This is a genomic window from Corynebacterium sp. UMB10119B (assembly GCF_030228125.1).
Lineage (GTDB): Bacteria > Actinomycetota > Actinomycetes > Mycobacteriales > Mycobacteriaceae > Corynebacterium > Corynebacterium pseudogenitalium.
Window position 1 is genome coordinate 82,881 of sequence record NZ_JASPBG010000008.1, and the last position, 23,913, is coordinate 106,793.

General features: G+C 62.6%; 19 protein-coding genes. 14 read left to right on the forward strand and 5 right to left on the reverse strand.

Translation table 11 applies throughout. The annotated features are described in order from the left end of the window. Positions 1-6: 6 nt before the first annotated feature. Together QP802_RS07615 and QP802_RS07620 are read left to right on the forward strand one after the other, a co-directional pair. Positions 7-2,817: an FAD-binding and (Fe-S)-binding domain-containing protein gene (locus QP802_RS07615; RefSeq protein ID WP_284818158.1), complete on the forward strand. Its 2,811-nt coding sequence runs from the start codon at positions 7-9 to the stop codon at positions 2,815-2,817. Between the two features lie 23 nt (positions 2,818-2,840). Continuing rightward, complete coding sequence (locus tag QP802_RS07620; RefSeq protein WP_284818160.1) at positions 2,841-3,596, forward strand: nitroreductase family protein; 756 nt, start codon at positions 2,841-2,843, stop codon at positions 3,594-3,596. Positions 3,597-3,780: 184 nt separating this feature from the next. Here QP802_RS07620 and QP802_RS07625 read toward each other — a convergent pair whose 3' ends face one another. Further along, entirely contained in the window at positions 3,781-4,401 is a 621-nt protein-coding gene (locus QP802_RS07625) for a hypothetical protein (protein ID WP_284818162.1), read from the reverse strand. After that, entirely contained in the window at positions 4,398-5,765 is a 1,368-nt protein-coding gene (locus tag QP802_RS07630) for an AAA family ATPase (protein ID WP_284818164.1), read from the reverse strand. The genes QP802_RS07625 and QP802_RS07630 overlap by 4 nt, the downstream gene beginning before the upstream one ends. A gap of 119 nt (positions 5,766-5,884) precedes the next feature. Here QP802_RS07630 and QP802_RS07635 point away from each other — a divergent pair, with 119 nt between their 5' ends. From QP802_RS07635 to QP802_RS07660, 6 genes are all read left to right on the forward strand, one after another. After that, positions 5,885-6,520 carry a hypothetical protein gene (locus tag QP802_RS07635; protein ID WP_284818166.1) on the forward strand — a complete coding sequence of 212 codons (636 nt, stop codon included), beginning with the start codon at positions 5,885-5,887 and terminating at the stop codon, positions 6,518-6,520. Between the two features lie 144 nt (positions 6,521-6,664). Beyond that, positions 6,665-7,210, forward strand: coding sequence for a hypothetical protein (locus tag QP802_RS07640; RefSeq protein WP_284818169.1), 546 nt, complete (start codon positions 6,665-6,667; stop codon positions 7,208-7,210). Between the two features lie 674 nt (positions 7,211-7,884). Next, entirely contained in the window at positions 7,885-8,613 is a 729-nt protein-coding gene (gluA, locus tag QP802_RS07645; RefSeq protein ID WP_070361658.1) for a glutamate ABC transporter ATP-binding protein GluA, read from the forward strand. Between the two features lie 16 nt (positions 8,614-8,629). Then, positions 8,630-9,496, forward strand: coding sequence for a glutamate ABC transporter substrate-binding protein (locus QP802_RS07650; RefSeq protein WP_070361657.1), 867 nt, complete (start codon positions 8,630-8,632; stop codon positions 9,494-9,496). 22 nt (positions 9,497-9,518) lie between these two features. Continuing rightward, positions 9,519-10,205: a glutamate ABC transporter permease GluC gene (gene gluC, locus QP802_RS07655; protein WP_070478673.1), complete on the forward strand. Its 687-nt coding sequence runs from the start codon at positions 9,519-9,521 to the stop codon at positions 10,203-10,205. Then, positions 10,205-11,143 carry an amino acid ABC transporter permease gene (locus tag QP802_RS07660; RefSeq protein ID WP_070975415.1) on the forward strand — a complete coding sequence of 313 codons (939 nt, stop codon included), beginning with the start codon at positions 10,205-10,207 and terminating at the stop codon, positions 11,141-11,143. Before gluC ends, QP802_RS07660 begins: the two co-directional genes overlap by 1 nt. A 189-nt stretch (positions 11,144-11,332) precedes the next feature. Here the strand turns inward: QP802_RS07660 and QP802_RS07665 are convergent, their stop codons facing one another. Beyond that, complete coding sequence (locus QP802_RS07665) at positions 11,333-12,226, reverse strand: ADP-ribosylglycohydrolase family protein (protein WP_284818171.1); 894 nt, start codon at positions 12,224-12,226, stop codon at positions 11,333-11,335. Between the two features lie 200 nt (positions 12,227-12,426). On the opposite strand from QP802_RS07665, the gene QP802_RS07670 reads away from it, so the two are divergent. The 6 genes from QP802_RS07670 to QP802_RS07695 all read left to right on the forward strand — a co-directional run bounded on the left by QP802_RS07670 (position 12,427) and on the right by QP802_RS07695 (position 19,059). After that, positions 12,427-13,185 carry a sensor histidine kinase gene (locus QP802_RS07670; protein WP_407933408.1) on the forward strand — a complete coding sequence of 253 codons (759 nt, stop codon included), beginning with the start codon at positions 12,427-12,429 and terminating at the stop codon, positions 13,183-13,185. Then, the gene (locus QP802_RS07675; RefSeq protein ID WP_256001489.1) at positions 13,175-13,888 is read left to right on the forward strand and encodes a response regulator transcription factor; all 714 of its coding nucleotides are present in this window, start codon (positions 13,175-13,177) and stop codon (positions 13,886-13,888) included. Before QP802_RS07670 ends, QP802_RS07675 begins: the two co-directional genes overlap by 11 nt. Positions 13,889-13,990: 102 nt before the next feature. After that, positions 13,991-15,361, forward strand: coding sequence for an MFS transporter (locus QP802_RS07680; protein WP_256001491.1), 1,371 nt, complete (start codon positions 13,991-13,993; stop codon positions 15,359-15,361). Positions 15,362-15,392: 31 nt separating this feature from the next. Next, positions 15,393-16,403 (forward strand): extracellular solute-binding protein, encoded by a 1,011-nt coding sequence (locus QP802_RS07685; protein WP_284818176.1) that lies wholly within the window; start codon positions 15,393-15,395, stop codon positions 16,401-16,403. Next, the gene (locus QP802_RS07690) at positions 16,400-18,037 is read left to right on the forward strand and encodes an ABC transporter permease family protein (RefSeq protein ID WP_256001493.1); all 1,638 of its coding nucleotides are present in this window, start codon (positions 16,400-16,402) and stop codon (positions 18,035-18,037) included. Before QP802_RS07685 ends, QP802_RS07690 begins: the two co-directional genes overlap by 4 nt. Continuing rightward, complete coding sequence (locus QP802_RS07695) at positions 18,025-19,059, forward strand: ABC transporter ATP-binding protein (RefSeq protein ID WP_284818178.1); 1,035 nt, start codon at positions 18,025-18,027, stop codon at positions 19,057-19,059. Before QP802_RS07690 ends, QP802_RS07695 begins: the two co-directional genes overlap by 13 nt. A gap of 339 nt (positions 19,060-19,398) precedes the next feature. On the opposite strand, the gene QP802_RS07700 is transcribed toward QP802_RS07695, so the two are convergent. Together QP802_RS07700 and QP802_RS07705 are read right to left on the reverse strand one after the other, a co-directional pair. Beyond that, entirely contained in the window at positions 19,399-21,339 is a 1,941-nt protein-coding gene (locus QP802_RS07700; RefSeq protein WP_284818180.1) for an ABC transporter ATP-binding protein, read from the reverse strand. Next, complete coding sequence (locus QP802_RS07705; protein ID WP_284818181.1) at positions 21,339-23,057, reverse strand: ABC transporter ATP-binding protein; 1,719 nt, start codon at positions 23,055-23,057, stop codon at positions 21,339-21,341. Before QP802_RS07705 ends, QP802_RS07700 begins: the two co-directional genes overlap by 1 nt. Positions 23,058-23,913 lie beyond the last annotated feature (856 nt).

Consider the following 23,913-nt stretch of genomic DNA (forward strand, 5'->3'; position numbering starts at 1 on the left):
ACACGCATGAACACCACGCCACACGCCATCCGGGCCAAGCTCCGCAAAGACATGCCGACCCGGGCCGCCTACTCCTCTGACGCATCACTCTTCCGACGCGTCCCGGCGGCAGTACTCGAACCCAGCAGCGCACAAGACGTGCTCGACGGCATCGCCTACGCACGCGAACGCGGCTGGTCCATCGTAGGGCGTGGTGGTGGATCCTCCGTGGCTGGCAACGCCATCGGCGACGGCCTCGTCATCGACACCTCCCGCTACTTCAACCGCATCCTCGACATCGACCCGGATGCCAAAACGGCCACCGTGGAACCCGGCGTCATCTGCGACCAACTCCGCGACGCCGCCGCACCCCACGGCCTGACCTACGGTCCCGACCCCTCCACCCACTCCCGTTGCACCATCGGCGGCATGGTGGCCAATAACGCCTGCGGCTCCCACTCGGTGGCCTACGGTACCTCCGCCGACAACCTCGTCGACATCACGCTCGCACTCGCCGACGGCAGGGAAGTCACCTTCAGCGCCGACGGCTGCGACGACCCCACGCTTCACGACGCCCTCTCCGCCCTCTACACCCGAAACCAGGAACTGATCCAGCGGGAACTCGGGCGCTTCCCGCGCCAAGTCTCCGGGTACGGACTGCACTACCTGGGCACCGACATGGCCAAAGCCATCGCCGGGTCCGAAGGCACCCTCGGGGTGATTACGCGGATGACCGTGAGGCTCGTCGATAAGCCGAAGTACACCGCACTGGCCGTGCTGTCCTTCGCCGACGTCTTCGCCGCCGCCGACGCCGCCCCCAAACTGCGCCAACCCGGTGTGGCCACCATCGAAGGCATGGGCGGCGACCTCCTCGACGCCCTGCGCAGCAAAAACGGGCAAGAACACGCCGGCGAGAACCTCCCCGGCCAACCCCACGCCGGCGGCTGGCTCTACTGCGAAACCGAAGGCAACACCCTCGAGGAAGCCATCGCCGCCGCCGAGGCGCTCACCACCACCGTCGAACACACCGGGGCCGTCGTGGTCAGCGACCACACCGAAGCCCGCGCGCTGTGGCGCATCCGCGAAGCATCCGCAGGCACCGTCACCCGCCTCCCCGACGGCGGCGAAGCCTGGCCCAACTGGGAAGACTCCGCCGTACCGCCCGAAAACCTGGCCAGCTACCTGCGCGGACTCTACGACCTCATGGACACCTACGGCTACCGCGGCATCCCATTTGGCCACTTCGGCGAAGGCTGCGTCCACGTCCGCATCAGTTTTGACTTCCACTCAACAGAGGGCATCACCAACTTCAACAACTTCATGAACGACGCCGCCACACTCGTCACCAAGCACGGCGGGTCCCTGTCCGGCGAACACGGCGACGGCCGCGCACGCTCATCCCTGCTGCACACCATGTACAGCCCCGAAATGCGCGCCATCTTCGAAGAATTCAAACTGCTCTTCGACCCGCAACGCATCATGAACCCCGGTGTCCTCGTCTGGGCCGACGCCGTCACCGACGGCCTGCGCATGGAACCCGCCCAACGCACCCACGAAATCACACCCGTCCAACTCTTCCCACGCGACAACGGCAGCTTCACCGACGCCGTCAACCGCTGCGTCGGCGTCTCCGCCTGCCGCTCCATGGACGGCTCCATGTGCCCCTCCTTCCAAATCACCCACGACGAAATCCACTCCACCCGCGGCCGCGCCCGCATCCTCTCCGAACTCTTCCGCGGCGAAACCATCACCGGCGACGACGCCGAATCCGCCCTCGACCTGTGCCTCTCCTGCAAAGCGTGCGCCTCCGAATGCCCCGTCAACGTGGACATGGCCACCTACAAAGCAGAGTTCCTCAACGACCACTACGCCGGCCGCGTCCGCCCACGCGTCCACTACCTCATGGGCTGGCTGCCAATCCTCAGCCACATCGCCCACAAACTCCCGCTCGTGCCACGCATCACGAACTGGGCCCTCCACGCCCCCGGCGTATCGACGGCCGTCGCGAAACTCGGCGGCGTCGACACCGGGCGGCCGCTCATCAGCTTCGCGCCGGAGTCGCTGCAGAAGTGGGCGCGGAAGCGTTCGGGTGCTGCTGGTTCGGGAGCTTCGCGTGAGCGGATTGTGCTGTGGCCAGACAGCTTCAACAACAAACTCAACACCGGCCCGGCGCGAGCGGCCGTCGAAACGCTGGAGATGCTCGGCTACGAGGTCATCATCCCCGACGGCTTCGTGTGCTGCGGCCTGACCTGGCACTCCACCGGCCAACTCGCGATGACGCGGCGCGTGCTCGAGCACTCCGCGCACGTGCTCAAGCCGTACCTGGACCAAGGGCTGCAGGTTGTCGCGCTGGAGCCGTCGTGCACCGTCATGCTGCAACACGACGCCACCACCCAAACCGCCGACCCCGCCGTACGCGAACTCGCCGAAGCCACCCACACCTTCGCCGAAATCGTCGCCCCGAAGATCCAGGCGCTCGTCGCCGAGGGCAAGGTACGCAAGCACAGCGGCAGCATCCTCACCCAAGTGCACTGCCACGAGAAGTCACTCGGCGACCCGCAACAGTCCTCCCTGATCCTGGCGGCGCTCGGCTACGACGAGGAACAGATCCAAACCGGGTGCTGCGGCCTCGCCGGCAACTGGGGCTTCGAAGACGGCCACGCCGAAATGTCCCTGGAGCTGGGAGAACGCGAGCTGTTCCCGCGCGTGAGGGAACACGACGGGCCCGTCGTCGCCGACGGATTCTCCTGCCGCACCCAAGTCGAGCAGGGCACGGGCACCCAGGCGCAGCACGTCGCCGAAATCGTGCGCGATGTGCTTCGGGAGGAGCTCGGGTAGCCGATTTCAAGTACCGTGTGGGCATGAACCACACCATCGAACACCAGCTACAGCACAGGACGATCCGCGAGTTTGAGCGGAGGGGCGTCGATAAGGAGGTGCTGGACCAGCTCTTCGAGGTCGCGATGCGCACAGCGAGCTCGCGCGGCCTGCAGCAAGCCAGCATCATCCACGTCACCGATACCGACCTCCAGCGAAAGCTGGCGGAGATCGGGCAGCAGGAATACGTCGGGCGCGCGCCCGTCTACCTGCTCTTCATCGTCGACACCGCGCGCAACGCGGCGCTGCTGGAGGAGCCTTCGGCGGCCGGGCACACCCGTCCATTCGTCGAAGGGTTTACCGACGCCTGCCTCATGGCTCAAAACGTTGTCAACGCGGCGGAATCGCTCGGGATGGGAGCCAACTACCTCGGCAACATCCACAACGACCTCCAAGCCGTCGTTGACCTGCTGGAACTGCCACGCTTTACCTTCCCGGTCGTCGGGCTGACCCTGGGCTGGCCCGCCCAAGACCCACAACTCAAACCACGCATCCCGGCGCGGCTTCGCGTCATGGAAAACACCTACCAGGCCCCCGCGAGCTGGTCCGAGGCGCTGGGGGAGTACGACCAGGAGATGACCACCTACTACGACCTCCGAGACGCCAACCGCAGGTCCGACAACTTCTTCCGCCAAGTCCGCGCAGGGTTGCCGACGCACGCCGTGCCGCAGGACGGGTCCCTCGACGTGGCGAGGCGACAGGGGTTCGAGATCTGGTTTTTTGGGAGCGAGTGCCAATAGACGCAATTCCTGTTGGGGGAGGGGGTAAAAGCCCAGGTCGTGAAAAGGGGGTTGCGTCCTTTGGCACTGGGGTGAGGGGGAGCGCACCAAATTCCCCCTCGTGGAGTTGGCGAACTGGGGAAACGCCGAGGGGGTCTGGCGGAAAACGGGAATGTGGTGTCCCATCGGGAGGGAGTGAGTGAGGCTAGAGGCCTGTTTGTGCGCTGAGGATCTCGTCGCGCAAGCGCTCGAAGGACTCGCACCCCTCCAAGAAGCTCACATTGGTGAGTGCCTCGACCCAACGGGACCGGTCCGTCGTGAAGCGGGAATCGTGCTTTCGCTTTCGGCGCCCGCGGGTGGCGAAGTGGGCGTCGTGAAGCTGTTTTAGCCGATCCTTCGCCGCAATATTCGGGATAGTTTTCCTGGCTGGCAGATCCTTCGCAGGAATGTTGATCCCCAGCTGTGCCTGATACTGCGGACTGTGCAGTGCGTGGAGCACCCACGCCTCAGTCATTTTCACCGGCACAACGGGAACAACCGCGAACTCCGGGCTGACCTCTTCGGACGCCTGGTGGACTTCAAGCGCACGGCGCTCATAGCCGTCATTGTCTGCATCCCGATGGACAAAAACAATGTCAGGCGTCTGGCCCTCATCCATGATGAGCTGAAGGACATCAGCCGTGCGCTTCGACCCCGCGAAAGACTGAGGCAAGATTTGAGAATCAGCCCCAAAGCCGAGATCAATGAGCAGCGCCTTGAGCGGGCTCATTAGGCCGTTATCGCTAGAGCCCTCGCGAACTAGCAGACAGTACAGTGGCCTACTCATCGATCCCCCTCATGATCTGCCGCAAAGAGCTCCCGGAAGTTGAGCTCCGGGAAGGACTCGCGAAGAAGCTCCTCAACGTTCGCAGCCGACGCCTTCACCTTCGACTTCCTCCAGCTCCCCTCCGCCACCACCGGGGTAAGGACGAGCGAGCCATCCATCGGATCCTTCGACCCCAGCAGTAGCTCATCGAAATTGTCTTTGTGCAGCGCTAAAAATGCTGGTGAATGGGTATTCACGATGACCTGACGAAGCGGATTCTCCAACCCGATTGCTTCCTCAGGGTCCACGCTCAAATCGTGCAACAGCCAATACATCGCCTGAATCTTCAACGGGTGAATGCCGTTCTCGGGCTCTTCGAAGCAGATCAGGCGACTGCCCTCTGAGTCCAACAAGATCGTCCCCAGGACTAGGAAGCGCAACGTCCCGTCAGAAAGAGAACGGGCAGACACCACACCGCCATTACCGACCTGCGCCTGCAGCGTAAACACCTGGCGTGCCTCGTCAAAGTCCACCGTAACGCTGCGTACATCGACAAGATCTCCGACGACATCAGCAAGCTCCGCAAGCACATCATGATCCGGCGACTGCCCCACAAGACGGTCCAGCGTCTTCGGCAGGTTCCCGCCCTTCGCACTAATAAAGTCGGGAGCCAACGCCTCGCTCGGCGCGCGCATGGCACTCGGCTCAAGGGAAAGGTACATCCACGCATCCAGCTCCCGGCGCGCCGCCATAATCACCGGATACTGGTCCTGCTGCCCATACACCGACAGCGCAGTACGGGCCGGCGCATCCCCGCTCAGCGACACCAACGACGGCCTTCCCTGACTTCCATGCCGCACATGGATTTGTCGTTCCTGCTCACTCGTCTCAATAAACGCTTTTCGACGTCCGCCCATGATCGCAGACTCAACAAAGCTTTTCTTTGCCCAACCCAGCTTCTCTCGAGCATCCGCCTTCGTGAGCGGTTTTAGCTCCTCACGGGTGACAACAATGCTGGAAACATTCCTATTGTTGCCAACAGTCACGTACCGCAGCTCAAGATCAACCTCATACCGGAGATACGTCTGATCAGCAGTAATCGACTTGCCGAAGGAATCCTCAAACTCCTTCTCCGTAATCATCTCCGCAGAAAACGACATCTTGCCACCCGGCGCGAAAATATCGCGCACGTCGCCGCCATTGCCCCGGATCTTGATGGCAGCCTCATTCAACGTCCGCGACCCAGTGAGCGCTAGGAACTGGAGGGCGTCGAAAAGATTAGATTTACCAATAGCATTCGCCCCGGCGACACAGGTGTATGGGCCGAGGTCGATAGCTAGGTTGCGCAGGTTCTTAAACCCATCAACTTCAAAGCGGGTAAGCATACCGAAATACTAACCCACGCCTAGCTAGTCAAAGACGCGATGGAACCAAAGCGCGCGACGCAGCGTCAAACTCTTGAAGAACCTGAACCATCAGGTTCCCCGACAGGAAAGGACACCACATGAAGCGAATCATTACTTCCGCAACCGCCGTAGCCCTGTTGGCTACGACCGCAACACCAGCACACGCAGCGAACGTTGAGTACCGGAATGGCACCTGCACGTTCACCCTGTTCGACGACGAACTTCCCAGCCTCAAAGCAAGCACCATCGCACCCAAGAAAGCACTTTCGGAGGATGGGTTACGCGAGGCATTCGCGCTGGTAACGCCACAAGAAGCATCCGAAAAGCTGGCGCTCCTCGATCAGGAGGTCACCGCACTCACCAAGCAGCGCTCCGAACTTCTCGACGCCACCACCATCGGCACAGCCGACGAACAACAACTTAAACAGCTCAACTCCCAGCTCAAGTTCCTTCGCGCTTTCGAGCCTGCCCTGAAAGCCTGCTCTCAGCGCGAAAATCACGGGAAATGGACAGTTAAGACCACAAGCCCACGGCCAAAGCAAACTGCACCAAAGCAGACCGGGTCAATCGGCAACAGCGAAGGAAGTAGCATTAAAGATGTGAGCCCAGCAGAGATGCGCGATTGGCTCAGCGTCGCTGGCCCACTCGCCGGGATCTTCCTCGCAGTAGTGCTCGGCGCGGCCGCACTCGTGACCGTGGTATTCCCAACATTGGCGCCGAAGCTGCCGTTCTAGGCGCACCTATTTCGGGGGTAGTTAGGGGATGAACTCCAAACATTTATCGAAAAACTGTTTCCCGAATAGTGGGGATTCAATATATTTTCGAGCTAGGTAGTTCACCTAAAGCCCCTTATTTCTTACCCCTGAAAAGAGGTTCACATGAAGAAGATCATCACCGCCGCAGTTGCTTCGGCAGTCATCGCTGGTGGCCTGGCCGCTCCAGCACAGGCAGCTGACAACCAGCCACAGGAGACCAAGTGCAAGATCACCTACCCGGTTGCCAAGGAAGGCGACAAGGCCGAAACGAAGGAATTCACCAAGGCTGAGGCTGACGCACGGCTGAAGAAGGACATCGAGGCTTCGGCCAAACTGGTCAAGGAGCGCGCTGAGGTCGAGGCACAGCTCAAGGACAAGAAGATCAAGCAGGAAGACGCCGACAAGAAGTTCAAGGAGATCGACGCAAAGCTCGCCACCCTGAACGCCACCGCCCCAGCACTTCGCGCTTGCGCAGCTGGCAAGGACCTCTCCCCATCCAGCTCCAAGATCGAGTCCACCCTCAGCTCCATTGACGGCAAGCTGAACAACTACGGCATCGGTGCCGTAGCTGGTGGCTCCGTTCTCGCGCTGATCGCCCTGATCGCAGTGGCCCTGCCACAGGTTGCACCGATGCTGCCACCAGCAGTGCGCGACGCGCTTCCTTTCTAAGAAGCATCTCACCGATAGATGTGGGCGACCCATGTGGGTCGCCCATTTTTTATGCGCTTGGGCTAGAAGCCTAGGGGGCGCGCACCAAATTCCAGGATTTTCGCAGGCGGGTTTGGAAAAGACCAGGTCAGCTAGGGCGCGGGAGGGAATGTGGTGTCCCATCGGGGGTGCCAGTGCCAAAGGACGCAATTCCTGGTGGGGGTGAGGGCAAAAGCCCAGGTCGTGAAAAGGGGGTTGCGTGCTTTGGCACTGGGGTGAGGGGGAGCGCACCAAATTCCCCCTCGTGGAGTTGGCGACCTGGGGAAACGCCGAGGGGGTCTGGCGGAAAACGGGAATGTGGTGTCTGGGCGGGGGACACGCGCACCAGATTCCTGGTTTTTCGGCGGCCAGGTTTGGAAAAGCCTAGGTCGGCGGGGGTACGGGAGGGAATGTGGTGCGCGCGACAGGGGAGTGAGTGCCAAAGGACGCAATTCCTCGTGGGGGTGAGATCAAAAGCTCAGGTCGGCTGCGAACCGGAAGGGAAGTAGGCGCGCAGTTCAGGCAGTGGGGGTGAACTTTCGGGCGAAAAGCACCCGAGAACTATACAAAGTGTGGGCCAGGCCACTAACCTGCCCGATATGACACACAGCACATTCACTGCCCAGAGTGGGTCGGGCAATAGCTCCAGTGAAGCCATGATTGACCTAGCGGGCGTACAGAAGCACTTCGGCGACTACCACGCGCTCCGAGACATCAACCTTACTGTGCCGAAAGGCCAGGTAGTGGTGGTGCTCGGGCCGTCGGGGTCGGGGAAGTCGACGCTGTGCCGCACGATCAACAGGCTCGAAACGATTGACGAAGGCACCATCACCATTGACGGGGTCCCGCTGCCAGAGGAGGGCAAGGCCCTTGCGAAGTTGCGGGCGGACGTCGGGATGGTGTTCCAATCCTTCAACCTGTTCCCGCACCTGACCATCAAGGACAACGTGACGCTTGGTCCGTTGAAGGTGCGGAAGCAGGGGAAGGGGGACGTCGAGAAGCGGGCGATTGAGCTGCTGGACCGCGTGGGCATCGCGAATCAGGCGGACAAGTACCCGGCGCAACTGTCGGGTGGGCAGCAGCAGCGCGTCGCGATTGCGCGGGCGCTCGCCATGTCACCCAAAGTCATGCTTTTCGACGAGCCCACCTCCGCCCTCGACCCCGAAATGGTCAATGAAGTGCTTGATGTCATGGCCAACCTCGCCAACGAGGGGATGACGATGCTCGTGGTCACACACGAAATGGGCTTCGCCCGGCGCGTCGCCGACCGCATCATCTTCATGGCAGACGGCGCGATCATCGAAGACGCCACACCCGAAGAGTTCTTCACCAACCCGAAGACCGACAGGGCGAAAGACTTCCTGGCCAAAATCCTGGCCCACTAACCGAAAGGACAACACCATGAACATCCGTTACGCCGCACTCACCGCCGCGCTCTCCGCTGCTGCCGCAACCCTCGTCGCCTGTGGCGGCGGTGCCGGCGAAGGCACCGACCTCCTCGGCCAGATCGAATCCGGCCAGGTCACCCTGGGCACCAAGTATGACCAGCCGGGCCTCGGCCTGCGCAACCCGGACGGCACCATGTCCGGCCTCGACGTCGACGTGGCGACGTACGTGGTCAACCACATCGCGAAGGCGAACGGCTGGGCAGAACCGACCATCACCTGGCGCGAAAGTCCATCCGCACAGCGTGAAACCCTCATCCAGAACGGCGAGGTCGGCGCCATCGCGGCGACCTACTCCATCAACAAGGGCCGCTCCGAATCCGTCAACTTCGGCGGACCATACCTGGTCACGCACCAGGCGCTCCTGGTCAGCAACGACAACACCGACATCAAGGGCCTCGAGGACCTCGACGGCAAGATCCTCTGCTCCGTCACCGGCTCCACCCCAGCCCAGAAGGTCAAGGACGCCCTGCCAGGCGTGCAGCTGCAGGAGTACGACACCTACTCCTCCTGCGTCGAAGCACTCCGCCAAGGCAACATCGACGCCATGACCACCGACGCCACCATCCTGCTCGGCTACTCCGCCCAAACCCCAGGCGACTTCAAAGTCGTCGAAATGACCAAGGACGGCAAACCATTCACCGACGAGTACTACGGCATCGGCCTGGCAAAGGGCGACACCGCAGGCACCGACGCCATCAACAACGCGCTCAAGGAACTGCAAACGTCCGGAGAGTTCGACGCCCTCGTCGATAAGAACCTTGGCGGCGACGACGCAGTCGACGCCGGCACCCCTGGCGACCTCTCCTTCATCGAACAGTAAGACCCCCTAAGGCAGGAACATCATGTCCACACTCTGGTCCGACCTGGGCCCGCAGCTCTGGGCAGCCTTCTGGCTGACCATCAAGCTCACCATCTACTCCGCAATCGGCTCCATGATTGTGGGCACGATCCTCACCGCGATGCGAGTCGCACCCATCCCCGTGCTGCGCGCGATGTCCACGTTCTACATCAACGTCGTGCGCAACACACCCCTGACCCTCATCATCATCTTCTGCTCCTTCGGGCTCTACCAAAACCTCGGCATCACCCTCGCCGATAGAGAGTCCGCGACGTTCCTGGTAGACAACAACTTCCGCCTCGCCGTACTCGGGTTCATCATTTACACCTCGGCGTTCGTCGCGGAATCGCTGCGCTCCGGCATCAACACCGTCCACTTCGGGCAAGCCGAAGCCGCCCGATCCCTCGGACTCAGCTTCGGCCAAACATTCAGCAACATCATCTTCCCCCAAGCCGTCCGCGCAGCCATCGTACCGCTCGGCAACACGCTCATCGCGCTGACGAAAAACACCACCATCGCATCCGCAATCGGTGTCGCCGAAGCATCCCTCCTGATGAAATCCACCATCGAAAACCACGCCAACATGCTCTTCCCCATCTTCGGGATCTTCGCACTCGGCTTCATCATCCTCACCCTGCCAACCGGCCTCGCCCTTGGCGCCCTCTCCGAACGCATGGCGGTGAAAAAATAATGAGCGTCCGCGCAACAGTACTTTACGACGTCCCCGGCCCCAACGGCCGCCGCACCAACCGCATCCTCACCGGCATCAGCCTCGCCGTCTGCCTCGGCATTGCCGCATGGGTCTTCTGGAAACTGCAGGCCAACGGACAACTCGCCGCCGCGAAATGGACTCCGTTCCTCAACTCCCAAACCTGGACCACCTACATCCTCCCCGGCCTCATGGGCACCCTCAAAGCCGCGGTGGCATCCATCCTGCTCGCGCTGGCCGTCGGCATCCTCCTCGGCCTCGGCAGGCTGTCCCGCAATCGTTTTGTTCGTTGGGTGTGTGGCGTCATCGTCGAGATCTTCCGAGCCATCCCAGTGCTCCTCCTCATGATCTTCGCCTACCAACTCTTCGCCATCTACCACCTCGCCCCGCCAAAGCACCTGGCGTTCGCCGCCGTCGTCTTCGGGCTCACCATGTACAACGGGTCCGTCATCGCCGAAATCCTCCGCTCCGGCATCAAAAGCCTCCCCAAAGGCCAAACCGAAGCCGCCGAAGCACTCGGCCTCACCTACCCGCAAACCATGCGGACCATCCTGCTGCCCCAAGCCATCGCCGCCATGCTGCCAGCCCTGATCGCCCAAATGATCATCGCGCTCAAAGACTCCGCACTCGGCTACCAGATCGGCTACGTCGAAGTCGTCCGCTCCGGCATCCAAAGCGCATCCGCCAACCAGAACTTCCTGGCATCGCTGGCCGTCGTGGCCATCATCATGATCCTCATCAACTGGGGACTCACCGTCCTCGCCCAACGCGTCGAACGCCAACTGCGCGCCGGCCGCGCCCGCCGCAACATCTTCGCCAAGGTGCCCGAACTCGCTGACCAGGGGTTGGACACCAAGGACAACGTCAACGTCGACTGGCACGACCCCGACTACGTGGAGATCCGGAACCCGGACGAATAGTTGCTGAGGACTCCAGTGCCAAAGGACGCAATTCCTGTTGGGGGAGGGGCTAAAAGCCCTGGTCGTGAAAAGGGGGATGCGTCCTTTGGCACTGGGGTGAGGGGGAGTGCACCAGATTCCCCCTCGTGGAGTTGACGACCTGGGGAAACGCGGAGGCGCCCTCTCAAAAAACGGGAATGTGGTGCGTGGCTAGGAGAGGAGGGCGTCAACCAGGTCGAGGGCGCCCTCGACGGAAAACTCCTCGGGTCGGTTCGCTTTGTGGGTGGAGTAGGCGTCGATAATCTGGCGCCACCTGCGAGGAATCCCATCCTCCCCGTACACCGCGCCCAGGAACGCGCCGGCGATCGCGGCGTTTGTGTCCGTGTCGCCGCCCATCCCGACAATCGCGACGAGGTCCTCCTCGAAAGACGAACCGTTCGCGACGAAATAACACACAATATTCCAGGCGAACTGCACGTACCCCATGCGATGGCTATAAACATCCACGGGAAGGTACTGCATGAACTCCCTAATTGTCGACGCCTCATCCCCAGCCGCCGCGAGCAGCGCCTCGCGAGGATCCTCACCGCTGATCGTGCGGGCGAGCGCCTCACAGTACATACCGTTGATGGCCACCGGGTACTCGTTGGGGTGAGTCAGGCGGGCGTCGGTGCGGGCGTGGTCGCCGGCGAGCTGCGGGTCGTGCGCGTACGCGATGCCGATCGGGCTGACCCGCATCAACGCACCATTCGACTTGCTAGCCGCATTCGGCGCAAACGGTGGCCGAAGCGCAGCCGCACACGTATTGCCGATATCCGGCGGGAACGACGCCGCCCACCGCACATACGACTCGAACACGTCCTTTTCTTCGTACCCGCCGCAGCGCACCATGCTGCGGGCAAGCGCCAGCGCCAGCTCAGAGTCGTCGGTGGCCTGGCCCGGCGCGACATTGAACGGGCCGCCACCAGTCAGCTCGCGGACACCGTCCGGGAACCGGGAGCGAATCTGTGCGGGGGAAGAGAACTCGACTAGCGCGCCGAGGTTATCGCCAATGATCTGGCCGTACATGGCGCCTCGGGCCCGCGCGCGTAATGACTGATCCATGATGGGTTCCTTTCTCTGGTGGTTGCAACCATCAGGATACGAACGGGACCCGACACGGCAGGCACGTGAGGCGAAACTATGTTCGAGGTTGGGGTGCCAGTGCCAAAGGACGCAATTCTTGCTGAGGGAGAAGGTAAAAGCCCAGGTCGCGAAAAGGGGCGTGCGTCCTTTGTCACTGAGGCAGCGCTAAGATGTCAAGAATGAAGCCAATGATAGGGAGTGCGATTGAGGCGGTGGTGGGGCGTCGAAAAGTGAGGAGGTGCCAGGACATCACTGATGAGCAGGTGTTGGCACACGAGATTCGCACGCCACTGTCGCTGATTCAGGGGGCGGCGGAACTGCTGGCGGACGAGGAGGATGAGGGAAAGAGGCGTCGATTGGTGGGGACGATTCAGACGAACTCGGCGAGGGCGATTCAGATTGCGGAGTCGCTGCTGTTGCAAGCGAAACTCCATAATGGTACCTATAACCTGCAGAAACAGGCGGTTGATGTGCGGGCGCTGCTGCGGGAGACAGCGCAGGAAATGCGGGCGATTAGCCAAGTACCGATCGTTGTGGATGACCCGGGCGACCCCCTCACGGTTGAGGCGGACCCGCAGCTGCTGCGGCACGCACTGTGGAACGTGCTGAACAACGCTGCACGCTACGCGGGCGGGGACCACGATATTGTGGTCCACTCGGAGGCCAGCGCGACCAAGGTGATTATTACTGTGGCGGACTTCGGGCCAGGCATGTCGACGAAGCAGCGTAAGCAGCTGTTCGTGCCGTTCTCGCAGTTCAATACCCGTGGTGGCAACCAGCGGGTGCCGACGGGTGCCGGGCTGGGGATGGTGATCATGGCCGATATCGTGGGACGGCACGGTGGGGAAGTGTTGGTGGATTCGAGTGCGGACCACGGGACGTCGGTGCTCATGACGCTGCCGAAGGGCACGATGGCAGGGGGCGAGGATGACAAGTAGGCACGTGCTGATCGTCGATGATGAGCCGCAGATGGTGCAGATCGTCGGCTACGCGATGGAGATGGAGGGGTGGCGGACGTCGAGCGCGGGGACGGCCCGGGAGGGCTGGCAGATACTCAACGAACAGCACTGCGACCTGGTTATTCTCGACGTGATGTTGCCGGACATGTCCGGCACCGCCCTGTGCCAACGCATCCGGGCTGCGGGCGAGTTCGCCGACACACCCGTGATTATGCTGACCGCGCTCGGCGAAACCGAGAAGCGCGTCGCCGGGCTGGAGGCGGGGGCGGACGACTACCTGGCGAAGCCGTTTTCCCCACGCGAGTTGGTGCTGCGCGCCCGGGCGTTGCTGCGACGCAGCGGCGTGTCACAAGAGATCACTGCCAAACCGATTGTGGTGGGTGAGGTTTCGGTGCACCCGCTAAGTCACGCGGTGGAGGTGCACGGGAGGGCCGTCGATATGACGGAGACGGAGAGCAAACTTCTGCGGGCGCTGCTTGTGCGGCCCGGGGAAGTGGTGGGGGTTCGCCAGCTGCTGAACGAGGTATGGGAAACCAGCGCGACGCAGGGCGGTAGGAACATGGTGAAGTCCACCATGTATCGGCTACGGAAGAAGCTTGAGGACGCCGGCATGCCCCCGGACGCCATCGCATCCATTCGAGGCAAAGGCTACGTCTGGGCGGCGGCAGAGCCCCCACGGTAACAGGACTGTTACCAACTGTTACCAGCAGCAAAAGCACTGTTACCAGGCAGGACACACAATCAGTAGTGGAAATACTGAGAGTGCACAAAAGGAGTGCCTGCCATGTTCAAATGGTTACAAGCCCCGGGGCCGATTCCACGGCTCCCGGAGGAGGAAGTAGACAAGCTGTACCCGCGGATGCGTCTGCAAGTATTCATGGGTATCTTCCTTGGCTACGCAGGTTTTTACCTGATCCGAAACAATATTTCGGCGATCGCCCCCTTGCTGATTGACGAAAGTGGCGCGATCGATAAGCCGGCGATCGGCATTATCGGCAACGCGGTGCTGGTTAGCTACGGGTTGTCGAAGTTCTTCAGCGCCATGATTTCGGACAAGTCCAACGCGCGCTACTTCCTGCCACTTGGCTTGGCGCTGTCCGCCTTGATGAACTTGGTGGTCGCGTTCGTGCCGTGGGTGTCTGCGAGCGTCGGCGTGTTCGCCACCGTGATGTTCCTGAACGGCTGGTTCCAGGGCATGGGCTACCCACCGTGTGGGCGTATCGTCGTGCAGTGGTTCTCGACGAGCGAGCGCGGCTGGAAAGGCTCACTGTGGAACACCTCCCACAACCTGGGTGCGTTCGGTCTGCCGGTGCTGGTCGGTATCGGCCTGAGCATCACGGGCCAGAACTGGCGCGCCGCCTACTGGCTGCCGGCACTCGTCGCGCTTGTGGTGGCGCTCATCGCGTTCCTGTTGATCCGCGACAACCCGCCATCAGTCGGCCTGCCGCCAATCGACGAATACCGCGACGACCCAGCAAAGGTCGCTGAGGACACCGGCGAGAAACTCTCCACGAAAGACCTGGTATTCAAGCACATCCTGCACAGCCGCATCATCATGCTGCTCGCGTTCGCGAACGTGTTTGTTTACGCGCTGCGGTACGGTGTGCTCCACTGGATCACCACCTACCTTTCTGAGCAGCACCACATGAGCATCGGCAGCGGCCTGGTCGGCTTCGCCGCCTTCGAGCTGGCCGGGTTCATCGGCACCATCCTGTGCGGCTGGCTTTCGGACAAAGTCTTCCACGGCAACCGCTCCGCATCCATCTCCCTGTTCACCCTGGGCGCAGGCCTGTCCATCGCGGCGTACTGGCTCTCCCCGGTAGGCACCCCGTTCTGGCTGATGGTGCTGTACGTCGCCCTGATCGGTGGGTTCATCTACGGCCCAGTCGGCCTGATCGGCCTGCAGGCTCTCGACCTTTCCCCACGCAACGTGGCAGGCACCGCCGCAGGCTTCACCGGCCTGTTCGGCTACCTGCTCGGCGCGACCCTGGCATCCACCGGTGTGGGCTTCCTGGTGAAGTACGCCGGCTGGGACGTCACCTTCATCGTCTTCCTCGTGTTCACTGTCCTGATCCTGCTCATCTTCCAGGTCATCTGGCGCGAAGAGAAGAAGCTCATGCAGCAGCGTGAAGCGGAGATGCAGGCGCACGCCTAAACACGCCTAAACTCCCCTAAACTACAGCACTGTGTTTGCAAAGTGGCTCCGCTTGCCAGCGATCATCGTGGTGGCCATCGTCTCGGCCACCACGATGTACCGCACCCTCATCCCGCAGAACACTGACCTGACCATCATGTGTTCCAACGACGCCACCGTCTGCGAGCAGTGGAAACTCGACATCCGGCGCGAGCTCGGCCTGGACGTCCGCTATGTCAGTCTCCCCACCCAGGAGGCGCTGAAACGTTTACAAACCGGGTCACGCGAATTCGACCTCTGGGTCGGAGGCCCCAGCGAAAACTACCGATTCGCGGCTCGCCTCGGGCTCCTCGACGCCACCAACCCACCCGCAGCCACCACCATCCCCGCCGAGTTTCAAGACCCCCACGGATACTGGTTCGGGGTGTACGCCTCCATCCTCAGCCTGTGCAGCAACCCCGACGCCTTCCAAAACCTGAGCACTGACATGCCCACCACCTGGCGTGACCTGCTCCGCCCCGAACTCAACGGGTGGGTTTCCGCGCCATCACCGCTGACGTCCGGCACCGGGTACGCCATACTGCTCAGCATGCAATCCGCAGGCCTCGAACCCGCAGAGATCCAGAACATCATACGCAACATCGACCGCTTCACCCGGTCCGGCAACGCCCCCAGTGACGTTGTCGCGCACGGCGAGGCGGCCGTCGCTATCTCATACGAGCCCTACTGCCAAAATAAAACCACCCGTGCCGGCGCGCCCCTGACCATTACCTACCCCTCCGAAGGGACATCGTTCGAGATCGCCTCCGGAGGGATCGTCGCCCAGGGCAGCAACAAGGCCGCCGCGCGGATCGTGATGAACTGGCTCCTCTCACCGAGCGGGCAGACCTCCGCCCGGCGCGTCGGCCTCCCACAAATCCCTACCAACAGCGCCGTCGCCGGCAACATCACCGAGGTGCTCGCAACCACCCACGGCATCACCGCCATCCGCCCCGACCTCGCCGACGCAGAACGCGAACGGTGGATGACCTGGTTCGCCAACACAACAGGGGAGCGGCCATGAAAGCCCTCCTCGGAGCCACCGCGACCATCACCACAATCTTCGTGATCGTGCTCGGCCTGCCGTACGGCGCGCTCATCCAAGAGGCACTCGCCGACACCAGCGCGCTCCACGGCCTACCCCTCACGCCACTCCTGACCAGCAGCACTATCGCGCTCATCGCCACCCTGGCAACCACGGCACTGGGCACCATCGGTGCCCTCGCAGCCACGCGGTGTGGGCGAATGGGCGTCGTCACGCTCGACATGATGCTGTTGTTCCAGCTCACCATCCCACACCCCGTCATCGGTGCAGGGTGGAAAGTCATCCTCGGGCGCACCGGAGTCCTCCCATGGCCCCTCACCGACGACTTCACCGGGCTCACCGCCCTCACCTTCACCTTCATCACCTCCTTCCTGCCGCTCGCATACTTCGCGCAACGCACCGCACTCGCCCCTATCGACGCCCGCGAAGTCAACGCCGCGCGCCTCGGCGGCGCCCACGACTGGAGCCTCTTCCGCCTCATCTACCTGCCACGCCTCGCCCTCTTCACCCCTGCGATCTGCGTATTCATCTTCAGCGCCATCCTCTCCGACCCCATCACCCCAAATATCATCGCCCCACGCACCCCCATCGCCGCCACCACCATCTGGTTCAGCTCACACTCCTACGGCAACCAGGGCGAAGAAGCCTGGCTCGCGCTCCTCCTCACCCTGCCAGTCCTCGCAGTATTCGGCCTGGCCGCCACGTACTACATGCGCCTACTGCGGCGCATGCCCGGCATCATCCAACTCATCCGCACCACCCACCCCACCACACCAGGCCGCGAACACGCCGTCGGCGCCACCACGCGCACCCCGCAATGGATCCTTGCCTGCGGCATCGCGTTCAGCGCCACCTTCCTCACCCTCGCCACCCACCGCGGCATCACAGAAGGCGGCCAACCCCCAATCGGCAACGCCGTCATGAACACCGTCGGCCTCAGCTTCATCGTCCTCATCTGCTCACTCGCCCTCAGCGCCGCCGCTCTCGCCGCCCGTGCCACCAGCGGCAACCACCTCGGCTGGATCGGCCGCCGACTTATCGACGCCACCTTCGCCCTCATCGCCACCGCCCCCGGGGCAACCATCGGATGCGGACTCCGCATCATCGCCACTCAACCCTCCCTCGACAGCCCAGCAAACCCAGCCGCAGCCTTCACCGCCGTCGTCCTCGCCTGCCTCCCCAGCTCCCTCGCCATCACATACTTCCTCCTCGTTTACATCGGCCCCCTCATGTCCCAAGGCGAATACCGCACCGCACTCCTCCAAGGCGTCGGCCCCATCCGCGCCACCACCACCATCGTCCTACCACGCTCCGCACACCTGCTCATCCTCGGCTTCCTCGCCGTCTTCTCCAACACCACCGTCCTCGCCGTCCCACTCCTCTGGGTCAGCACACCCGACACACCACTCCTCATCCTCCGACTCTTCATGCTTCTCGACGCCGCAAACTACCCCGCAGCCCTCTCCATCAGCATCACCGTCTCCCTCTTCATCGTCGGCATCGCAGCCATCGTCGGAGTCGGAGTCGGCGGCATGGGTGGCATCGGTGGCATCGGGAACCGAAGGGGCGTCGACACGCACTGGCGAAAGGACCACCAACCATGGCAGCAATAACCATCCGCAACCTCCTCAACACCATCAACCTCGACGCCGACCCCTGCGAACTCATCGTCATCCTCGGACGCTCCGGAGCAGGAAAAACCACAATGCTCAAAGCACTCGCCGGCCTCACCCACGCCCCCGGACACATCACCATCGACGGCCAACCCATCCACCACCTCCCACCCCACAAACGCCCCATCACCATGATGATGGACCACCCCGCCCTCTTCCCACACCTCACCATCACCGACAACATCCGATTCACCGGCGCCAACCACGACGCCGTCAACGTCGCCATGCTCAGCCTCGGCATCGACGACCTCGCACACCGCTACCCCCACCAACTCTCCACCGGCCAACAACAAAAAGTCGCCCTCGCACGCGCCCTCGTCCAACAACCCACCCTCATGCTCTTCGACGAACCCCTCGCCCACGTCGACACATACTCATCCAAACAACTCAAACAACAAATCCTCCGCACCCACCAACGACTCGGCAGCACCACCTTCTACGTCACCCACGACATCGACGAAGCCTTCTCCATCGCCGACCGCATCATCTACCTCACCAACGGCCACATCACCCAAGACGCCGCACCCCAAGACCTCCGCGAACAACCCGCCACCGTCGAAATCGCCCGCCACCTCGGCGCCACCATCTTCATCCCCACCACCGGCACCATCACCCACACCCAGTACGGCACCGCCACCGCCCACGTCACCCTCCTCGGCCAACACCACACCATCCCAGCCGAACCCACCCTCACCACCAACGACACTCTCGTCGCCATCGGCTATCCCACCAGCGCAATCGCCACACCAACCGGCCAACAAGCCCGCCACCTCACCGACAACATCGGCCAAATCACCCGCAGCGTTTACATGGGGGAATACCAAGAAGTTGGCATTGAAACGTCCTACGGGAGAATCGTCCTCCACTGCGACCCCGACACCCCACTCGCATACACCGCCCCCGGTGACGAAGTCCACATCCACCTCAACCCCGCAAAAATGTGGTGCACCCGAGCAGGGTAGGGGGCCATGGTGTCTGACCTGGTGGGGTGAGTGGAGGCGCGCACCAGATTCCTGCGCGTGGAATTGGCGACCTGAGGAAACGACGAAGGGTTGATCTAGGAAATCAAGGAATGTGGTGCGCGGCAAGAGGGGCCGTGCACCACATTCCTGGTTTTCGGCAGCCGGGTTTGGAAAAGTCCAGGTCGGCGCGGACGAGTGGGGGAATGTGGTGTCTCGTCGGGTGGGCTGAGTGACAAAAGACGCACCCCTTAACACATAGCCCTTTTGTTACCTGTATGTTTGAATGGCTAGATGATTTAGGGATGCGTCCTTTGTCACTGGGACCAGGGGGTCAGGGACCTAGTCCTCGGAGAAGCCGGCCTGGTTGAGCTCCCAGTAGGCGCCGCGGCGGGCAAGGAGGGAGGCGTGGTCGCCCTGCTCGGCGATGTGGCCGTCCTGCATGACCAGGATGAGGTCGGCGTCGCGGATGGTGGAGAGGCGGTGGGCGATGACGAAGCTGGTGCGGTCGGCTTGGAGGGCGGCCATGGCGTGCTGCACCAGCAGCTCGGTGCGGGTGTCCACGCTGGAGGTGGCTTCGTCGAGGATGAGCAGGGACGGCTTCGAGACGAAGGCGCGCGCGATCGTGATCAGTTGGCGTTCGCCGGCGGAGAGGGCGCCGCCGTCCTGGTCGATGACGGTGTGGTAGCCGTCGGGGAGGGTGTGCACGAAGCGGTCGACAAGGGTGGCTTTGGCGGCGGCGATGACGTCCTCGTCGGTGGCGTCGAGGCGGCCGTAGCGGATGTTTTCCAGGATGGTGCCTTCGAAGAGGGTGGCGTCCTGAAGCACCATGCCGACCTGGCTGCGCAGGTCCTGGCGCGACATCGACTGCGTATCGACGCCATCAAGGAGAATCTGGCCCGAGTCGATGTCGTAGAAGCGCATCAACAGGTTGACCAGGGTGGTTTTGCCCGCGCCGGTGGGCCCGACGATGGCGACCTTCTGGCCCGGCTGCACCTCGAGGTTGAGGTCCTGAATGAGGGGAGTGTCGGTGTAGGAGAAGTGGACGTCGATAAATTGGACGTGCCCGGAGGCGCGCTTCGGGCTGGTGTGTGACTCGCGGGGCTCCTCGGGGGCGTCGAGGAACTCGAAGACGCGCTCGGCGGACGCGACGCCGCTTTGCACCATCTGAGCCATACCGCCGAGCTCCCCGAGCGGCTGGTTGAACTGACGCGAGTACTGGATGAACGCCGTCGCCGCGCCGAGCGTCAGCGAACCGTTGGCGACCTTCAGGCCGCCGAAGACCGCGATGAGGACGTAGGAGAGGTAGGAGATGAACTGCATGATCGGCATCATGAGCCCGGAGAGGAACTGCGCGGAGGCGGAGGCGGTGTAGAGGTCGTGGTTGCGGGCGTCGAAAAGTTCTTGGGAGGCGTCCTGGCGGCCGAAGAGCGTGATCACCTCGTGGCCGGAGAAAGACTCCTCGATGTGCCCGTTGAGCTGGCCCGTTGCGCGCCACTGCTGCTTGAAGTGCCGCTGCGAACGCTTACCGATCACCCCAACCACCAGCGCCGTCAACGGAATCGAGACGAGGGCAAGCAGGGTGAGCTGCCACGACACCGTAAACATCATCGCCATAATGCCCAACACCATCAGCACTGACTGCAACGCCTGCGACAGCGCCTGCTGCAACGTCTGCTGCACATTATCGACGTCGTTCGTTGTGCGCGACAGGATATCGCCGCGCTGGCCGCGGTCGAAGTAGCTCAGCGGCACCCGGTTCAGCTTCGCCTCCACCTGGGCGCGCAGGCGGTAAATCTCGCGCATGACCATGCGGTTCAGCAGGAAACCCTGCAGCCACATCAGCAGGCTCGCGCCGACGTAGAGCGCCAGCACCGCCAGGATCAGCTCGCCGAGGCGCGAGAAATCGACGCCCACACCAGGGGTCACATCCATCCCGGAAAGCATGTCCGCGAACGTGTCCTGGCCGCCCGCGCGCAACCCCTCAATCACCTGCTCCTGGGTGGCACCGGCGGGCAGGTGCGCGCCGATCGCGCCCGAAAAGATGACGTCCATGGCGTGGCCCATCACGCGCGGGGCGTACACATTCAGCCCGACGGACACGCACACCAGCGCCACCACCAGGGCAAACAACGCCTTGTGCGGGGCCAGCAGACCGACCAGCCGCTTCGCTGACGGCCAGAAGTTCTTCGCGGAGCGCGGGGCGCCGCCGAAGTGGCCGTCCATGGAGCCCTCGAGCTTCTGGATTTCCTCGTCTGTGAGTTCGACTTGGTCCTTAGCCATTATTTTGCCTCCACCGTCTGCTGGGAACGGACAATTTCCTGATACGTCGGCGAGGATTTCAGCAGCTCATCGTGGGTGCCGCGGGCCACGATACGGCCGGCGTCGAGCACCAGGATCTGGTCCGCGTTCTGGATCGAGCTGACACGCTGCGCCACCACGATCACCGTCGCCTCGGCGACGTGCTCGGCGAGCGCTGCGCGCAGCCGCGCGTCCGTGGTCATGTCGAGGGCGGAGAAAGAGTCGTCGAAGAGGAGGACGCCACGCTGCTCCACGATCGCGCGCGCGATACAGAGGCGCTGGCGCTGCCCGCCGGACACGTTCGTGCCGCCCTGGGAAATCGGCATCTCGAGGTCATCCACGAAGGTGGCCTGCGCGATCTCGAGCGTCCGCCACAGCTGCTCATCCGTCGCATCCGGGCTGGCCACACGCAAATTCGACGCCACCGTCCCCGAGAACAAATACGGTTTCTGCGGCACCATCGCCACCGCATCCACCAGCTGCCCACGGCGTAACGACGCCACATCCCGACCACCAACCAGCACCCGACCGCCCGTCGGCGCATACAGACGCGGAATCAACCCCAACAACGTCGACTTGCCTGAACCCGTCGAGCCGATAATCGCGGTCGTTTCGCCAGGGTTGGCTTGGAAGGAGATGCCGTCCAGCACCGGCTCCTCCGCGCCCGGGTACGTGAAGGTCACGTCCTCGAAGGTGACGGTGCTGTCTGTCGGGTCGCTGGCTGCGCTGGTGTGTGGCTCGGTCAGCGACGGCTCGTGCTTCAGCACCTCCGTAATGCGGGTGGCGCACACCAGGGCGCGCGGGAGCATCATCGCCATGAACGCGCCCATCATCACCGCCGCCAGGATTTGTAGGAGGTACTGCAGGAACGCCGTCAACGACCCGACCTGCACCTCACCCGCATCCACACGGTGGCCGCCGAACCAGAGGACCGCCGCAGTCGCCAGGTTCAGGATCAGCATGATCACCGGGAACATCATCACAAACAAATTGCCGATCCTCAGACTCAACCGCGTGAGGTCGGCATTGGCGGCGTCGAAACGCTCGGACTCGAACTCCTCCCGCGTAAACGCGCGCACCACGCGCACGCCCGCGATCTGCTCGCGGAGCACGCCATTAATACGGTCAATCTTCGACTGCATCGAGCGGAACAACGGAAGAAGGAGGCCGATCAGCGCCGCCACAACCACCGCCAACACGACTACGGAGACGGCGACCAGCCAGCTCATCCCCGGATCCTCCCGAACCGCCATGACCACGCCGCCGACCATCATGATCGGCACCGCCACCATAAAGTTCAAGAACATCAAGAACACCTGCTGGACCTGCTGCACGTCATTCGTCCCGCGCGTAATCAGCGTCGCCGAGCCGAAGTGCGACATATCCTCCGCCGAGAACCGCGACACCCGACCAAACACTTCCTCGCGGATATCGCGGCCCGTGCCCATCGCGGCCCTCGACCCGAACCAGACGGCCGCACACGCCGCGATCACCTGTACAAACGCCACAGCAAGCATCACGCCGCCGGTACGCCAGATGAAGGGGACGTCACCTTGGGAGACGCCTTCGTCGATAATTTTTGCGTTCAGGCTGCGCAGGTAGAGCGTCGCCGCAGTCGTGATTGCCTGCAGCAACACCACCGCGAGCATCGCGCCGCGGTATGGGCGCGCGTGCCTGCGCAGGAGCCTTAGGAGGTCCATGGGCGGTCCTTTTCAGATTGTGGAATTGGAAAGTTCGATTGTAGGCGTCATTCTTGGAGGGGGACAGGTAGTGATGATGAGTTTGCTCGAGATTTTGTGAACAGAATTGCGTTTTTGCTTGCGCCCCACTTTTCGCTTTCCGACGCCCACTTCGCCCCCACCGCGCCAACCGGGTACCATGGAACGCGGTCAGTCACCATTGCCTGTCACATTGCTAGTCTCTGCTGACAGCAACAGCGTGACGACCTCCTTTCGGGTCTGGTGGGGCCCGAACCTAAAGGGCCTGGTGGGGCCCATGGTGGGGCAGCCCGCGCGGTACTACGGTACGGCGCGGGCTGTTTTGGTTGGGGGTGGGGCGGTTGCCCCCAGACCGAGCCGACGAGAAAGTTCCCAATGTTTTTTGAAAACCGGGAACGTTCTTTGTGGACAGGCGTCTCCACCTGGGGAAATACCGCGGCTGGTCGACCGGAACAGGCCCGAAACCCAAAATGGTTCCCGGGCGCGGGAACAATTTGTGTTGGGGCGGTAGTGCGTATTGGATATGAAACGGATAGGCCGTATACTGACGGGAGTGAAACGGGAAAACGCCCGTACTATACAGGTCCCAGGCCCTCACCGTCGTGAGGGCCTGCCCTTTTTGTTGGGGTGGTCGTACTCACCCCCAACCCTTCCTTCCTGGGCTTAAGGGACATTTTGTGTGTTTTTACGGCGTGTCGCGATAAGGGACATTTTGTGTGTAACTAGCCGCGTCCAGCCCACCCTCTTCTCACGCCTAAGCTGGGTTCCACTGATGATCAATGCCGGTATCGAATTCTTTCGGCCCGTCGACCTCTTCCCGTCGACCTACTCCGGTTTA

Coding starts and splice junctions, on each gene's coding strand:
- QP802_RS07650 (WP_070361657.1), top strand. CDS start 8,630: ATGAACATCCGTTACGCCGCACTCACCGCCGCGCTCTCCGCTGCTGCC.
- QP802_RS07635 (WP_284818166.1), top strand. CDS start 5,885: ATGAAGCGAATCATTACTTCCGCAACCGCCGTAGCCCTGTTGGCTACG.
- QP802_RS07630 (WP_284818164.1), bottom strand. CDS start 5,765: ATGCTTACCCGCTTTGAAGTTGATGGGTTTAAGAACCTGCGCAACCTA.
- QP802_RS07665 (WP_284818171.1), bottom strand. CDS start 12,226: ATGGATCAGTCATTACGCGCGCGGGCCCGAGGCGCCATGTACGGCCAG.
- QP802_RS07660 (WP_070975415.1), top strand. CDS start 10,205: ATGAGCGTCCGCGCAACAGTACTTTACGACGTCCCCGGCCCCAACGGC.
- gluC (WP_070478673.1), top strand. CDS start 9,519: ATGTCCACACTCTGGTCCGACCTGGGCCCGCAGCTCTGGGCAGCCTTC.
- QP802_RS07680 (WP_256001491.1), top strand. CDS start 13,991: ATGTTCAAATGGTTACAAGCCCCGGGGCCGATTCCACGGCTCCCGGAG.
- QP802_RS07700 (WP_284818180.1), bottom strand. CDS start 21,339: ATGGCTAAGGACCAAGTCGAACTCACAGACGAGGAAATCCAGAAGCTC.
- QP802_RS07695 (WP_284818178.1), top strand. CDS start 18,025: ATGGCAGCAATAACCATCCGCAACCTCCTCAACACCATCAACCTCGAC.
- QP802_RS07625 (WP_284818162.1), bottom strand. CDS start 4,401: ATGAGTAGGCCACTGTACTGTCTGCTAGTTCGCGAGGGCTCTAGCGAT.
- QP802_RS07620 (WP_284818160.1), top strand. CDS start 2,841: ATGAACCACACCATCGAACACCAGCTACAGCACAGGACGATCCGCGAG.
- gluA (WP_070361658.1), top strand. CDS start 7,885: ATGATTGACCTAGCGGGCGTACAGAAGCACTTCGGCGACTACCACGCG.
- QP802_RS07690 (WP_256001493.1), top strand. CDS start 16,400: ATGAAAGCCCTCCTCGGAGCCACCGCGACCATCACCACAATCTTCGTG.
- QP802_RS07675 (WP_256001489.1), top strand. CDS start 13,175: ATGACAAGTAGGCACGTGCTGATCGTCGATGATGAGCCGCAGATGGTG.
- QP802_RS07670 (WP_407933408.1), top strand. CDS start 12,427: ATGAAGCCAATGATAGGGAGTGCGATTGAGGCGGTGGTGGGGCGTCGA.
- QP802_RS07615 (WP_284818158.1), top strand. CDS start 7: ATGAACACCACGCCACACGCCATCCGGGCCAAGCTCCGCAAAGACATG.
- QP802_RS07705 (WP_284818181.1), bottom strand. CDS start 23,057: ATGGACCTCCTAAGGCTCCTGCGCAGGCACGCGCGCCCATACCGCGGC.
- QP802_RS07640 (WP_284818169.1), top strand. CDS start 6,665: ATGAAGAAGATCATCACCGCCGCAGTTGCTTCGGCAGTCATCGCTGGT.